This is a genomic window from Aeromonas sp. MR7 (assembly GCF_963899385.1).
Lineage (GTDB): Bacteria > Pseudomonadota > Gammaproteobacteria > Enterobacterales > Aeromonadaceae > Aeromonas > Aeromonas bestiarum.
The window spans coordinates 1-13,890 of sequence record NZ_CAWQXH010000021.1 but is presented as its reverse complement, the minus strand read 5'-3'; the positions used below and the strand labels follow the sequence as shown (position 1 = coordinate 13,890).

10 protein-coding genes and 1 pseudogene are annotated in these 13,890 nt (G+C 59.2%); 7 read left to right on the top strand and 4 right to left on the bottom strand.

Translation table 11 applies throughout. The features are described 5' to 3' along the window. Positions 1–327: 327 nt before the first annotated feature. From cyoA to AACW87_RS11870, 6 genes are all read left to right on the top strand, one after another. Positions 328–1,353: a cytochrome o ubiquinol oxidase subunit II gene (cyoA, locus tag AACW87_RS11900; RefSeq protein ID WP_084214134.1), complete on the top strand. Its 1,026-nt coding sequence runs from the start codon at positions 328–330 to the stop codon at positions 1,351–1,353. 3 nt (positions 1,354–1,356) lie between these two features. Beyond that, entirely contained in the window at positions 1,357–3,333 is a 1,977-nt protein-coding gene (gene cyoB, locus AACW87_RS11895; RefSeq protein ID WP_043134253.1) for a cytochrome o ubiquinol oxidase subunit I, read from the top strand. Positions 3,334–3,337: 4 nt separating this feature from the next. Next, on the top strand, positions 3,338–3,952 hold the full coding sequence (locus AACW87_RS11890) for a cytochrome o ubiquinol oxidase subunit III (protein ID WP_042871241.1): 615 nt from the start codon (positions 3,338–3,340) through the stop codon (positions 3,950–3,952). Then, positions 3,952–4,281, top strand: a complete 330-nt coding sequence (locus tag AACW87_RS11885) for a cytochrome o ubiquinol oxidase subunit IV (protein WP_025327639.1) — start codon at positions 3,952–3,954, stop codon at positions 4,279–4,281. Before AACW87_RS11890 ends, AACW87_RS11885 begins: the two co-directional genes overlap by 1 nt. A 10-nt stretch (positions 4,282–4,291) precedes the next feature. Beyond that, positions 4,292–5,185: a heme o synthase gene (gene cyoE, locus AACW87_RS11880; protein WP_042871245.1), complete on the top strand. Its 894-nt coding sequence runs from the start codon at positions 4,292–4,294 to the stop codon at positions 5,183–5,185. 281 nt (positions 5,186–5,466) lie between these two features. Continuing rightward, positions 5,467–6,828 carry an MFS transporter gene (locus AACW87_RS11870; protein ID WP_241325036.1) on the top strand — a complete coding sequence of 454 codons (1,362 nt, stop codon included), beginning with the start codon at positions 5,467–5,469 and terminating at the stop codon, positions 6,826–6,828. 88 nt (positions 6,829–6,916) lie between these two features. Here the strand turns inward: AACW87_RS11870 and AACW87_RS11865 are convergent, their stop codons facing one another. Further along, the gene (locus AACW87_RS11865; protein ID WP_241325035.1) at positions 6,917–8,608 is read right to left on the bottom strand and encodes an alpha/beta fold hydrolase; all 1,692 of its coding nucleotides are present in this window, start codon (positions 8,606–8,608) and stop codon (positions 6,917–6,919) included. Positions 8,609–8,846: 238 nt separating this feature from the next. Further along, positions 8,847–8,972: pseudogene (locus AACW87_RS11860) on the bottom strand (taurine dioxygenase); the annotation flags it as partial. Between the two features lie 260 nt (positions 8,973–9,232). Here AACW87_RS11860 and AACW87_RS11855 point away from each other — a divergent pair. Continuing rightward, positions 9,233–9,589, top strand: a complete 357-nt coding sequence (locus tag AACW87_RS11855; RefSeq protein WP_277606773.1) for a DUF805 domain-containing protein — start codon at positions 9,233–9,235, stop codon at positions 9,587–9,589. Positions 9,590–9,644: 55 nt separating this feature from the next. Here the strand turns inward: AACW87_RS11855 and AACW87_RS11850 are convergent, their stop codons facing one another. After that, positions 9,645–10,748 carry an ElyC/SanA/YdcF family protein gene (locus tag AACW87_RS11850; protein WP_241325034.1) on the bottom strand — a complete coding sequence of 368 codons (1,104 nt, stop codon included), beginning with the start codon at positions 10,746–10,748 and terminating at the stop codon, positions 9,645–9,647. A gap of 204 nt (positions 10,749–10,952) precedes the next feature. Next, the coding region (locus AACW87_RS11845; RefSeq protein ID WP_241325033.1) for a VCBS domain-containing protein at positions 10,953–13,890 on the bottom strand (2,938 nt) is incomplete at its 5' end.

The following is a 13,890-nucleotide window of genomic DNA, read 5'->3' as shown; positions in this document are numbered from 1 at the left end:
TTCGACGGCGGCGCCGAAAATAGCGTCGATATTTTATACAAATAGCAACGATCGGGGCGATTTAACCCTGCCAAATATAGGGTGAAGCAGCTATCTGTCTATTCAATCAACAACAATTGGATGAAATAAGGCCTGTTAATGATGAATTCGTGATTTGCGGGATTTGATAAATGCCTTGCCGTCAAGGCATTAACATGCTTCACAGGGAAATCCCAAACCGCACACAAGTTCGGGATTAATTTTTCATGTTGTTCACATCCCCCCCCGATGCAATAGAATGATGCGTTTTTATTACAACTTTACGCCTTGCGAAGATGAGGAAACGGCATGAGACCTGATGTAAAAAGGGGCTTGGGCGCCTTGCTGTTGCTCGCGACAACCGGCTTGCTCAGTGGTTGCGACATGGCTCTAATGAGCCCCAAAGGGCAGATTGGTCTGGAACAGAAATCACTGATATTAACGGCCATCGGGCTGATGTTAATTGTAGTGATCCCTGTGATTATTATGGCAGTGGTATTCTCTCGTAAATACAGAGCATCCAATACCAATGCCAAATACACCCCGGATTGGTCTCACTCCAACAAGATTGAAGCGGTCGTCTGGACCGTACCCGTCATTATTGTCGCCATCCTGGCGGTCATTACCTGGAAAACATCCCACTCGCTGGATCCTTATAAACCGCTGGAATCGGACGTCAAACCGATCCAGGTCGATGTTATTTCCCTCGACTGGAAGTGGTTGTTCGTCTATCCGGAACTGGGTATCGCCTCGGTCAATGAACTGGCCTTCCCGGTCAATACCCCGGTCAATTTCCGGGTGACCTCCGACACAGTGATGAACTCCTTCTTCATTCCCCAGCTGGGCGGTCAGATCTACGCCATGGCGGGCATGCAGACCAAGTTGCATCTCATCGCCAACGAGGCGGGCCAGTACAAGGGGATCTCCGGCAGTTACAGCGGCGCCGGTTTCTCCGGCATGAAGTTCCAGGCCATCGCCACGCGGGATCAGGCCGACTTCGATGCCTGGGTCGCCAAGGTGAAACAGTCACCCAAGATGCTCGCCACCATGGCCGAGTTCGAGGCCCTGGCCAAGCAGAGCCAGAACAATCCGGTGGAGTATTTCGCCAGTGCCGACCCGGCCCTGTTCGTCAACGTGATCAACAAGTTCATGGGTGACATGAAGCCGGGTGAGCACCAGGGCATGGCCCACGAAGGTGCCATGCAGCATGGCGACACCCTGGATCATCAAGCAATGGACCATGACGAGATGACCCATGATGCACAAATGGATCATGCCGGGCATATGGCCATGCCGATGGATGACAAGAGTGTGAAAGCAGGATCCGAGGAATAATTGATGTTTGGAAAATTAACGCTCGACGCTGTCCCGTACCATGAACCCATTATCATGGTCACGATAGCCGCAATCTTATTGGGCGGGCTGGCCATCGCCGGGCTGATCACCTATTTCGGCAAGTGGCAGTATCTGTGGCAAGAGTGGTTCACCTCTGTGGATCACAAGCGTCTCGGTATCATGTATCTCATCCTGGGCATGGTCATGCTGCTGCGCGGCTTTGCCGATGCGGTCATGATGCGTACCCAGCAGGTGATGGCCTCGGCCGGTGGCGAAGGCATATTGCCGCCCCACCACTACGACCAGATCTTCACCGCCCACGGCGTCATCATGATCTTCTTCGTGGCCATGCCACTGGTGATCGGCCTGATGAACATAGTGGTGCCGCTGCAGATCGGTGCCCGTGACGTCGCCTTCCCCTTCCTCAACAACCTGAGCTTCTGGTTTACCGCCGCCGCCGTGGTGCTGATCAACGTCTCCCTCGGGGTCGGTGAATTTGCCCAGACCGGCTGGCTGGCCTATCCGCCCTTGTCGGGCAAGGAGTTCAGTCCCGGGGTCGGGGTCGATTACTGGATCTGGAGTCTGCAGATCTCAGGATTGGGCACCTTGCTGACCGGCGTCAACTTCTTTGCCACCATCATCCGGATGCGTGCCCCCGGCATGACCATGATGCGGTTGCCGGTGTTCACCTGGACCGCGCTGTGCGCCAACATACTGATCATCGCCTCCTTCCCGATCCTGACCGTCACCATAGCCCTGCTCACCGCAGACCGTTACCTGGGTACCCATTTCTTTACCAATGACATGGGTGGCAACATGATGATGTACATCAACCTGATCTGGGCCTGGGGTCACCCCGAGGTGTATATCCTGGTGCTGCCGGTGTTCGGGATCTTCTCCGAAGTGGTGGCGACCTTCTGCAAGAAGAAGCTGTTCGGCTACACCTCCCTGGTGTGGGCGACCATCGCCATTACCGTGCTCTCCTTCGTGGTCTGGCTGCACCACTTCTTCACCATGGGATCGGGCGCCAACGTGAATGCCTTCTTCGGCATCACCACCATGATCATCTCGATCCCGACCGGGGTGAAGATCTTCAACTGGCTGTTCACCATGTACCGCGGTCGCATCGAGTTCACCTCGCCCATGCTGTGGACCGTCGGCTTCATCATCACCTTCACCGTGGGTGGCATGACCGGGGTACTGCTCTCCGTGCCGGCCGCCAACTTCGTGCTGCACAACAGCCTGTTCCTGATCGCCCACTTCCACAACGTCATCATCGGCGGCGTGGTGTTCGGTTGCTTCGCCGGTATCACCTACTGGTTCCCGAAGGCGTTCGGCTTCAAGCTGGATGAGGTCTGGGGCAAGCGTGCCTTCTGGTTCTGGATCACCGGCTTCTTCGTGGCCTTCATGCCGCTCTACGTGCTGGGCTTCATGGGCATGACCCGTCGGGTCAGCCAGAACATAGATCCCGAGTTCCACGGCTGGCTGGTAGTCGCTGCCTGCGGTGCCGGCCTGATCGCCATCGGCGTCCTGTGCCAGGTTATCCAGGTGGTGGTCAGTATTCGTGACCGCGAGAAGAACCGCGATCTGACTGGCGATCCCTGGGGTGGCCGTACCCTGGAGTGGTCGACCTCTTCACCGCCGCCCTTCTACAACTTCGCCATCGAGCCGAAGATCACAGGTCTGGATGCCTTCTGGGAAGCCAAGCAAGACGGTTCTGCCTTCCTGCGGCCGGCCCAGTACGCTCCCATCCACATGCCGAAAAACTCGGGTGCCGGTGTCATCATCGCCGCCTTCAGCGTGGTGTTCGGCTTTGCCATGATCTGGCACATCTGGTGGATGGCCATCGCCGGCTTCGTCGGCATGATAGCCACCTGGATCGTCCACAGCTTCAATGAGGACGTGGATTACTACGTGCAGGTTGACGAGATCGAGCGCATCGAAGGTCAGCATTTCGACAATATCAACAAGGTGGCTTAATTCCATGGCGACTGACGTTCTACATCACACTCACGGCGCCCATGACGATCATGGGCACCATGATGCCGGTGCCACCAAGGTGTTCGGTTTCTGGATCTACCTGATGAGTGACTGCATCCTGTTTGCGACCCTGTTCGCAACCTATGCAGTCCTGGTCAACGGCACCGCCGGCGGCCCGAGCGGCAAGGATATCTTCGAACTGCCGTTCGTGTTCGCCGAAACCATGCTGCTGCTGCTGAGCTCCATCACCTTCGGCTTCGGCATGCTGGCCATGAACAAGAACAAGGTCTCCGCGGTCAATACCTGGCTGCTGGTCACCTTCCTGCTTGGCGCCGGCTTCATCGCCATGGAGATCTACGAGTTCCACCACCTGATCGCAGAGGGCTTCGGCCCGCAGCGCAGCGGTTTCCTCTCCGCCTTCTTCACCCTGGTCGGTACCCACGGGATCCACGTGACCAGTGGCCTGGTCTGGATCATCGTGATGATGGTGCTGATCAGCAAGAAGGGGCTGACCGAGCGCAACCGTACTCGCCTGATGTGCCTGAGCCTGTTCTGGCACTTCCTGGACGTGGTGTGGATCTGCGTCTTCACCGTGGTCTATCTGATGGGGGTCATGTAATGAGTCATTCCGTTGACAATCACGGCGCGAGCCACGGCAGCGTCAAGTCCTATATGACCGGCTTCGTGCTGTCACTCATACTGACCGCAATCCCCTTCTGGATGGTGATGGATGGCTCCGCCTCCCACGCCATGGTGCTGGGCACAGTGGTGGCCATGGCGGTGGTGCAGATCTTCGTGCATCTGATCTACTTCCTGCACATGAACACCTCGTCAGAGGAGCGCTGGAACCTGGTGGCACTGGTGTTTACCGTGCTCATCATCGCCATCGTGGTCGTGGGTTCCCTGTGGATCATGTACAACCTCAACATCAACATGATGGTTCACTGAGCGGCTTGATGTGATGATGAAGCAATACCTGCAAGTGACCAAGCCGGGCATCATCTTCGGTAACCTCATCTCGGTTATCGGGGGATTCCTGCTGGCCTCCAAGGGGAGCCTGGACGTGCCCCTGTTCATCCTGACCATGGTGGGTGTCTCCCTGGTGGTGGCCTCTGGTTGTGTGTTCAACAACTATATCGACCGGGACATCGACTGCATCATGGAGCGCACCAAGAACCGCGCCCTGGTGAAGGGGCTGATCGCCCCCGGTGTGTCGCTCTGGTATGCGAGCGCGCTGGGCGTTGCGGGCATTGCACTGCTCTACTTTGCGGCCAATCCGTTGGCCGCCTTGCTGGCAGTGCTGGGCTTCCTGGTCTATGTAGGGGTCTACAGCCTCTACATGAAGCGTCACTCCGTCTATGGCACCCTGGTCGGCAGCCTCTCCGGTGCCGCGCCACCCGTCATCGGCTACTGCGCCGTGAGCGGTCAGTTTGACTCGGGCGCCTTGATCCTGCTGGCGATCTTCAGCCTGTGGCAGATGCCGCACTCCTATGCGATTGCCATCTTTCGCTTCAAGGATTACCAGGCCGCCAACATACCCGTGCTGCCGGTGGTGAAGGGGATTGTCGTGGCCAAACACCACATCACCCTCTACATACTGGCCTTCATGGTGCCGACCCTGATGCTGTTCCTCGGCGGTTACGCCGGCTACAAGTATCTGATCGTGGCCACTGCGGTCAGCGTCTGGTGGCTGGGCATGGCGCTGTCGGGTTACAAGCAGGCGGTCGATGACTCCCTCTGGGCCCGCAAGCTGTTCATGTTCTCCATCGTCACCATCACCTGCCTGAGCGTGATGATGTCGGTGGACTTCCAGCCGGATGCGGCGCCGGTATTGGTGAGCATGCTGCCGTGATCCTGACGCGGACATGTTCTCCATCGTCGTCATCATCTTCACTTGCCTGAGCGTGATGATGTCGGTGGACTTCCAGCCGGACGCAACTCCCGTGCTGGTGAGCATGCTGCCCTGATAGTGTGAACTGCACCCCTAAATGCATGAAATCCAGAGCCGGGAACCTTCCCGGCTCTGTTATTATGGGGCCGCCCTGCGGGGCACTTTTCCCGTTGTTCGGGTGTGGCGCGCCTTGTGTCATCCACCCCTTGCGTCTCCCTTCTCTTTGACCTATCGAGGCCATCATGAATGATTTCACCATGACGAGGGGCGAGCGCCGCGCGACCTGGGCGCTCGGCTCCGTCTTCTCCCTGCGCATGCTCGGCATGTTTATGGTGCTGCCGGTGCTGACCACCTATGGCATGTCTCTGGCGGGCGCCTCCGAAGCCCTGATCGGCCTTGCCATCGGTATCTATGGCATGACCCAGGCGCTGTTCCAGATCCCGTTTGGCCTGCTCTCCGATCGTATCGGCAGAAAGCCGCTCATCGTCGGCGGCCTGCTGATGTTTGCGCTGGGCAGCGTGATCGCGGCGCTGACCCACTCCATCTGGGGCGTCATCCTCGGTCGCGCCTTGCAGGGCAGCGGCGCCATCTCGGCGGCCGTCATGGCGCTGCTCTCGGATCTCACCCGCGAGCAGAACCGCACCAAGGCGATGGCCTTCATCGGGGTGAGCTTTGGTATCACCTTCGCCATCGCCATGGTGACGGGCCCCCTCATCACCCGCGCGCTGGGGCTGTCCGGTCTGTTCTGGCTCATCGCCCTGCTGGCGCTGGGGGGCATAGCCATCACCCTCTGGCTGGTGCCGACCCCGAGCGGTCACCTGCTCAATCGCGAGTCCAGCATGGTCAGGGGCGGGATGCGCACCGTGCTCACCAACCCGCGCCTGCTCAAACTCAACCTCGGCATCCTCTGCGTGCACACCCTGCTGATGTCGAGCTTCGTGGCGCTGCCGCCGCTGCTGGAGCAGGCCGGTCTGCCCCGTGACAGCCAGTGGCAGGCCTATCTGGTCACCATGCTGGTCGCCTTTGTCAGCGTGGTGCCCTTCATCATCTATGCCGAAAAACGCCGCCAGATGAAGCGGGTATTCCAGGCTTGCGTGCTAGTGATGCTCATCGCCGAAGTGGTGCTGTGGCAAGCCGGGCTGCAGCTGTGGGGCCTGCTCGCCGGGCTGCAGCTCTTCTTCATCGGCTTCAACGTGATGGAGGCGCTGCTGCCGTCGCTCATCAGCAAGGAGTCGCCACCGGGTTACAAGGGCACCGCCATGGGCGTCTACTCCACCAGCCAGTTCATCGGGGTGGCCATAGGCGGCAGCCTGGGGGGGTTGCTCTACAGCCTGGGTGGCGGCGTGCTGGTGTTTGGCAGTTGCGCCCTGCTGGCCCTGGCCTGGCTGGGGGTCAGCCTCACCATGCAGGAGCCCCCCTATGTGAGCAGCCTGCGCATAGTGCTGCCGGCAGGGGTCGAGGCGAGCCCGGCGCTGGAGCAGAAGATCCGCGCCTGTGACGGGGTGAGCGATGTGCTGCTGGCGCCAGCCGAGCATTCGCTCTATGTGAAGGTGGACAGCAAGCGCCTCACGCGCAGCGATCTGGAGCGGCTGGTCGCCGTCTGACGGCGTCTGCCAGCATGCAAAAGCCCGCCAATTCGGCGGGCTTTTTGTTGGACTGTGCTCAGCTGGACTGTGCTCAGTTGGGCCGGGTTCAGTCGGCCAGGCAGGGCTGCTCGCTGGGGAGGCTCGCGGCGTCACCCAGCAGCAGGGTGCTGAGGGCCTCTCTGGCGCACTGTGAGGAGTGCAGCTGGCCGTGCCGGTTGCTCTGCTCCACCCGCACCAGACGGGTGGCGCTGCCAAAGGCGGCCTGCATCTGGCGAGCGCCTGCAAAGGGCGTATTGGGATCGTACTCGGCGCCGAGCACCAGGGCCTTGGCATCATTCGGGAGCTTTATCTCGCCGGCGCCGTAGGTGGTGATGGGCTGGCGCGGATAAGGCCAGTCGGCGCAGGTGTTGAAGCTTTTGGCCAGCAGCAGGGCGCCGGCCCCCTGGAAGGCGGCATCTTCCGGGTCCAGCGCCTGCCAGCCATAGGGCTCGCTGTTGTCGGTGCAGTGGATGGCGCTGAAGAAGGGCATTTCCAGCAGATCCTGGTAGGGGGTCTCGTCGGCCTGCTGCTTGGCGAGGCGGGCCAGCAGGGGGCCTGCATCATCCTGCTGCCAGAAGGCGAGCTGATCATAGTGCTGGCTGCCGCTGATGGCATCGCTCATCACAGCTTCCCAGTGGGGGCGGTCGAGCACGTTGCCCATGTTGTCCACATAGCGGCCGCTGTCGCGCACCTGGCGGGTCACCGCCATGCTGCGCTGCAGCGCCTCGGCCCCGAAGCGCCAGGCAAGGATGCGATTGGCATTCTCGGCATCGCCGCGGAAGATGGCCGGGTAGCGGCTCTCGGCAGGGGACATCGGCGAGTCGACCACCAGGTTGGCCACGTGGCTTGGGTAGCGGGCGGCATAGAGGGCGGCGAGGCGGGTGCCGTAGGAGAAGGTGATGGGGGTGATGCGGTCGCGCCCCAGATGCTGACGCAGTCGCTCCATGTCCTCGACCACGGCCCGCGAGCCCAGGTGCGGCGCATGCAGCTTCAACGGCTCGTCGCAGCGCTCCCGCAGCGCAGTGCCGAAGGCCTTGCCCTGATCGTCACCGCTCTCGAGCGCCGGCAGGGCGCCCTTGTCTCGGCTGGCAAAGATCTGGGCGAGCTGCGCCGGGGTCATGTCTGGCCGGATGCCGCTCTTGTCCGTCAGCAGGCAGCTTCTAAGTTCATGCCCGAGCGCGCTGTAACCGGCCCCGCGGGGATCCAGGGTGACTATGTCGTAGTGCGCCAGGATGGCGGGGTTGGCACTGCGCAGCATGTCGAGCAGGATACCCAGATCCGGGGTGGCCGAGGTGGGGCCGCCCGGGTTGTAGAAGAGGGTGCCGCGATAGTCGCCGGTGGCGCGATAGTGCACATAGAAGAGGTCTATGGTGTCCCCCTTGACCGTGCGGGTCTCCTGCTTGATCTCGCCCCGGATGGGGTTGCCTGACCAGGAGGGGGTCGAGAAGCGGCTTGTGTTGCCAGAGAGGAAAGTGGCAGCCGGGGCGGGGGCAGGGCGTTTCTCCCATTTGGTCTGCTTGATCTGGACCCACTCCTTGTCGTAATCGAGTGGCACCGTCAGGTAGTGGCAACCGACCTGGCTGGCGGGCACGGCGACGCCATCCTCCTGCCACCCCTGCCGCAATTGGCGGCAGATGTTGCCCGTGTCATAAGCGGCGGTGATATGCCGCGCCTTGAAGGGAGCTTCCTCTTTCTTTTCCAGATCGCAGCCCGCCAGCAGGGCCGGCGCCAGCAAAGATATCATCAGCGTGTATTTCATTTTTTTGTTTCCATCATATTGCCTGAACCCGGGCATGTTACGTGATGGACTCAAAAAAATAGCAGCGGGCAATTGTATGGAAATATTTCAATGTATGTCGGTGAAAATAATTTGGCGTCATTAACTGGGTTATTTGAAAATAATGGCCCGCATAGCACCCCGTTATTTTTATCGGGATCAATAAATGTCGCTAAACAGGCCATGTGGCATGAAGGGAGTGCCGGTTATACCCGCGTGCTCACCAGGCCCGCCAGAAGGGTTTGTCTCCCAGTATGGTGGCCCTGTGCATCACCCGCCGGGCAGGCAGATAGTCGGCGTTGGCATAGTGCTGGGTGACCCGGTTGTCCCAGATGGCGATGTCGTTCTCCTGCCAATATAATGCGTTGAGCCAGCAAGAACACTAACTGATTGGACAGCAGAGTTTACTGGTACAACCCGAAAAAACTCACTCAAGAGTGCGCTCAGTGAACTGATAATGGGGCGTATCTTCAGGTGGTAAGCATGGAGACAAGTTCTCAAAAATCAGGACGACAGTCTTTTTGTGGACTCTATTGAGCTCTTGTGGTAGCGTGCCACGGCCTGAAATGGCATCAACATAACAATAGATAAATCTGGGTTAATACAATGCAATGGTATCTTTCTGTTCTTAAAAAATATGCAGTACTGCGCGGACGAGCACGTCGTAAAGAGTATTGGATGTTCAGCCTGTTCAACGTTCTTGTTGCTAGCATAATTAGTATGGTGTGTGTCTTGTTTGCTAGTCCAGAGGTTGGAGTCTCAGTGCTCTGTCTTTATTTATTATTGGTCGCCTTTCCCGGTTTTGCAGTGACGGTACGCCGGTTGCATGATATCGATCGCAGTGGCTGGTGGATCCTTATATCTTGTATTCCAGTGGTAGGCCCCTTTATTTTACTCTACTTCAGTTTCTGCGCAGGGACTACGGGAGAGAACCGTTTCGGTGAAGACCCGAAGGGAATATGAGCATTACTGACAGATAAAAAAACCGCCATTCGGCGGTTTTTTTATTCGACATGGTTCAGCGTTCGATAAGCGGGGCCGAGCGGTAGCTCCACAGCCCATAGGTGCGCAGCGCATCGCGGTAGATACCGAGCAACTCGCCGTCGCTCACCTTGGCCAGGGTCGAGAGCGACTTGTCCGGGTAGCTGACGCTGTCTATCTGGATCCCGGCCGGGCCGCTCTGCCAGCAGGCGATCTCCAGCAATGTCTGGCCCCGGCGCACGTGGCTGGCGGAGCTCACCAGGGTGGCGTACTGGATCTGGTGGTGGGCGAGGGCGTAGCCGCTGTAGAGGGCGTTTTCCACCGTACTGGTGGCGTAGTTCTCCTCTATGATGCGCGAGCGATCTATGCCCTTCTTCACCAGCCAGTCCGCCATCAGCTTGCCCTCGGTCTGGCGGTTCTGGGGCACGCCGCCGGTCAGTATGATGAGCGCCGCCGGGTTGGCCTGGGCCAGGGAGCGGGTAGTCTCCAGTCGGCCCAGCAAGATGTCGTGCATGCTGCCATCGGGGTTGAGGGCATAGCCCAGGGTGACGATGGCCCGGTTGCCCGGCTTGGGTGAACGCTCCCCCTGCTCTTTCAGCGGGGTGGCGTTGACGCGGGCCACCGTATCCAGAATGCGCTGCAGATCGGCGGCGCGGCCGGGATTGAGGGTCGCCAGCTTGCTCTGGTATGCCTGGGCGGCGCCGGGGTTTTGCTTGAAGGTCTGCCAGGTGGCGAGGTAGGTGAGCAGATCTATGTCGTCCGGCGCCGTGCTGAGCGCCTGCTCGAACAGGCCTATGGCCTTGTCCACGTTGCCGTTGTAGATCTGGGCGTTGGCCGCCGAGATCAGCAGGTCGGTGCGGTAGGGTTCGAGCTGATAGGCCTGCAGCAGCAGCTCTGTGACCTGCTCCATGTTGCTCGGCATCTTGGCGGTGAAGCCGGCGGTGGAGATGCGGGCCGGCGACTTGAAGATCTGCCAGGCATCCGCCAGCAGCTGATCCACCACCTGGCGCTTGCTGATGTACTGGTCGTAGTTCTGCTCCTTTTGCAGGGAGCGCACCGGAGCAGCCCAGGCATTGGTGGAGACAAACACTGGCAGCGCCAACAGGCTGGCCAGGGTCAGGGAGAGTAGGGTCTGCTTCATGTAGGTCGGCTCGCGGTTGAATTTGGTCAGGAGAACATGCCTCTTCGATCGTGGGGGTAATGGGAAAGTGGGATATTACCCCGGATCGGGATCTTAAACTGTGAGCGATTAACGGTTTCGCAGGGTGCGATCGGGATCCCATGAAGGGCACGCCGGCATACAAAAAAGCCCCCAACGATTGGGTTGGGGGCCTGGCTTGAGGGATTACTGGATAAATTGCTGTTGTGACAGCAGTTCATCAAATACCGGGTTTTGCATGGTATGACTGAGCAAGTCAGAGGCATTGCCATCCGGCAGGATTGACGTGGTCAGCCCCTCAGCGGAAATGCCAGCGGAGTCTTGAGTGGCAGGTGCGACCTGGGTGAGCAGGCTGCCCATCTCATCATGACCAAGCAGATCGTCGATGGCTATCCCGGTCGTTGTCAGGCTCTCCACATGGTTGGCAGGCGCGGCTAACTGGCTGACGGGCAGCTCGATGAGCTCATCCTGCGCCTCTGTACCGAGCAAGGGAGCAGAGGAGGCAGACTTCTCATCCGACCCCAGGGTCAACGGTTGTGCGCTGATGCCCCCTTGCAGATCCGTGACCTTGATGACCAGAGAGGTATCTGCGGTATCGCCATCACCATCGCGCAAGGTGAGGAGGAATTTATCCTGTCCATCCCCATGAACATCCTTGGCTTGATAGTCGTACTGGCCGGTTTCAAAGTTCAGTACCAGCTTGCCGTTGGTCGTGTCGAGCGTCAGTTTGGAGCCGTCGACCACCTTGCTGTCGCTATCGCTGTTGTGGGCGAAGATGCCGTTTTGCTTCTGGTCGTAGAAGTAGGTGCGACCATCGTGGGCTAGGCTATCTACCCACTCTCCCTCGATCGATGAGCCGGTGACATCTCCGTGCAGCTGGCCCGGAACCGACTCGGTCAGGGTGCTGATGATATCGGCATCCTTCTCCACCTTGATGGCGGTACCATCCTGACCCGCCATGGGGGCCAGATACTCCAGCGAGGAGCTCTTGCCAATGGCGAGCATATTGACGTTGTCAAAGGGGTGGCCGTGCTGAGCCAGAATGTGCTCCATGGATTCGCCCAGGATCAGCAACTGCTCGGCTTTGGTTGGCGCGACCCGGCCATTGAGCAGATCCTGATAGTGCTGCTCTCCACCCACTTCATCCGGGCTGATGCCCTTCATCAGGCGCTCGCGGAACATGTCTGACTTGTCTCGGCCGTTCAACCAGTAGTCAAAGTCCGAGGGCGCGCCATCGGAGAGGAAGTAGAACTGCTTGTTGCTCCCTGCCATGTCCTGCTGATTCTGACTATCTGCCAGAATCGCATCGAGCTGGTTAAGTGCCTGAGTGTAGGGGGTCCAGGCTGCCGGGCTCAGCTTGCTGAAGAACTGCTGGATATCGGCTAACGAGTGTAACCAGCCTGATACTTGTCCATCTGGTTGGCCCGCGTGGGTGGCAATCTTGAACTGCACATCCCCCAGCTTGTCGTATTGCTCGAACATCGCCTTGATAGCCTGTTGCGAGAGTGCCCAGCGGGTCGTTGTGTTGCCATCGGCATCCTTCACCGCTTCTCCCATGGAACCGGACATATCCAGCGCAATGATGACGGAGTTGGATTGCGGTGCCATATCCCCGGTGGTGAGGGTCAGGTGGGCAGGCGCAGGGGCGCTGTCGATCACATCGATCACCAGTTCTCCCTTGGTGTGCTGGTTGCCAACCTTGATGTCGAGCTCGAATGGCAGAGAGAGGGTGTCCTTGCCGGCAGCACTATGATCGAGTGGGCGGAACAGATCCAGCTGATAGGTGCCGCTCTGCGAGTTCAGCTGCGCTGTCAGTACGTTCGTTTTATGGCCATCTTCCATGATAAAGCCGGTCAGGGTCAGACCATCACTGCTCACCTCGTAGCTCAGCGGCTTGCCACCGCTGCTGGCTGCAGTACCTGTCTGCCGGGTGGCAAACTGGTAGTCGTGTGGCGTGGCATCATGGGCGCCCGGCAGAGGGCCTTCGCTGTGAGCGTGCGCACCGCCAGCCAGTCCATCCTCTTGCACTGTCACATGCAGTGGAGCCTGAGCGGGTTGCGTCTCACCGATCAGGATGATGGTGACGCTGGCGTGATCGGTGGCGCCGTGAGTGTCGCGAATCACGTAGTCAAACTTGATCTCTTTGGCTTCGCCCGCAGCCAAATCCCGTTCAGCCTCAGGCAACGTCAGCAGGTATTTGGCGGCATCAAACTGCAGCTTGCCATTGACCAGGGTGATATAGGCCGGGTAGCTTCCCGGCACGATGGCGATGGCATCCCCGTTGGGATCCGAGTCATTGCTCAACACGTCGAGGGAGAGCACGCCGGTCTCATTGGTCTGATAGGCCTGATCGAAGCGGGTCAGATCTGCGGTGACCTGGGTGATAAAGTACTCGGAGCCTTTCGGATCGACGATGCCATCCTTGTAGCCAATGGCTGACATTTCGATGGTGTCAAAGTAGCGGCCACCGGCATCGATCTGCACATCCTGTCGACCGCCAGAGGTGCCTTCGAAGATACCGGTCGCAACCAGCTCGCCCTTGTAGAAGGCTTTCCAGACACCCCGCTCGATACCCGGTTCCCAGCTGCCATGTGCTATGTCGCTCCACAGGTTCTTGACCTGGATGGTGGCATGGTTGGCGACCTGTCCCTGCTGGAAGGTGAAGCTCATGGCTTCGCTCTGATCCGCGCTGTCGAGGTAGCCGATCTGCCCGGCCTGAACAGTGTCTGCACTTGGTTGCTCGATTCCGGATTTCACCCCGAAACGATGGTCGCCATCGCCGGTGTAATCGGATTTCTCGGCGTCGGCCACTTTCAGTCCGGTCGTGGCATTGATGACATAGTAATTGACCTTGATATCGCCGCTGGTATCCCAGTTCTGCCCATCGAGCGTCACGATCTTATTGCTGGCAAGGCCGTCGTCTTGCGCATCGGGATCTTCATTGGTGCCAGTGATGGCGACGGTGACGGTGTGCTGGGCGGAGCCGTCAGCACTGTTGACCACGAAGGTCTCGCTCGGCAGGGACTCACCCTCTTTGAGGGCCTGCACGGCGGGGTCATTGTTGTTGAGCTGATAGCTCCAATTGCCATTGGTATCGATGGAGAAGGTGCCGTGGTCGCCATTC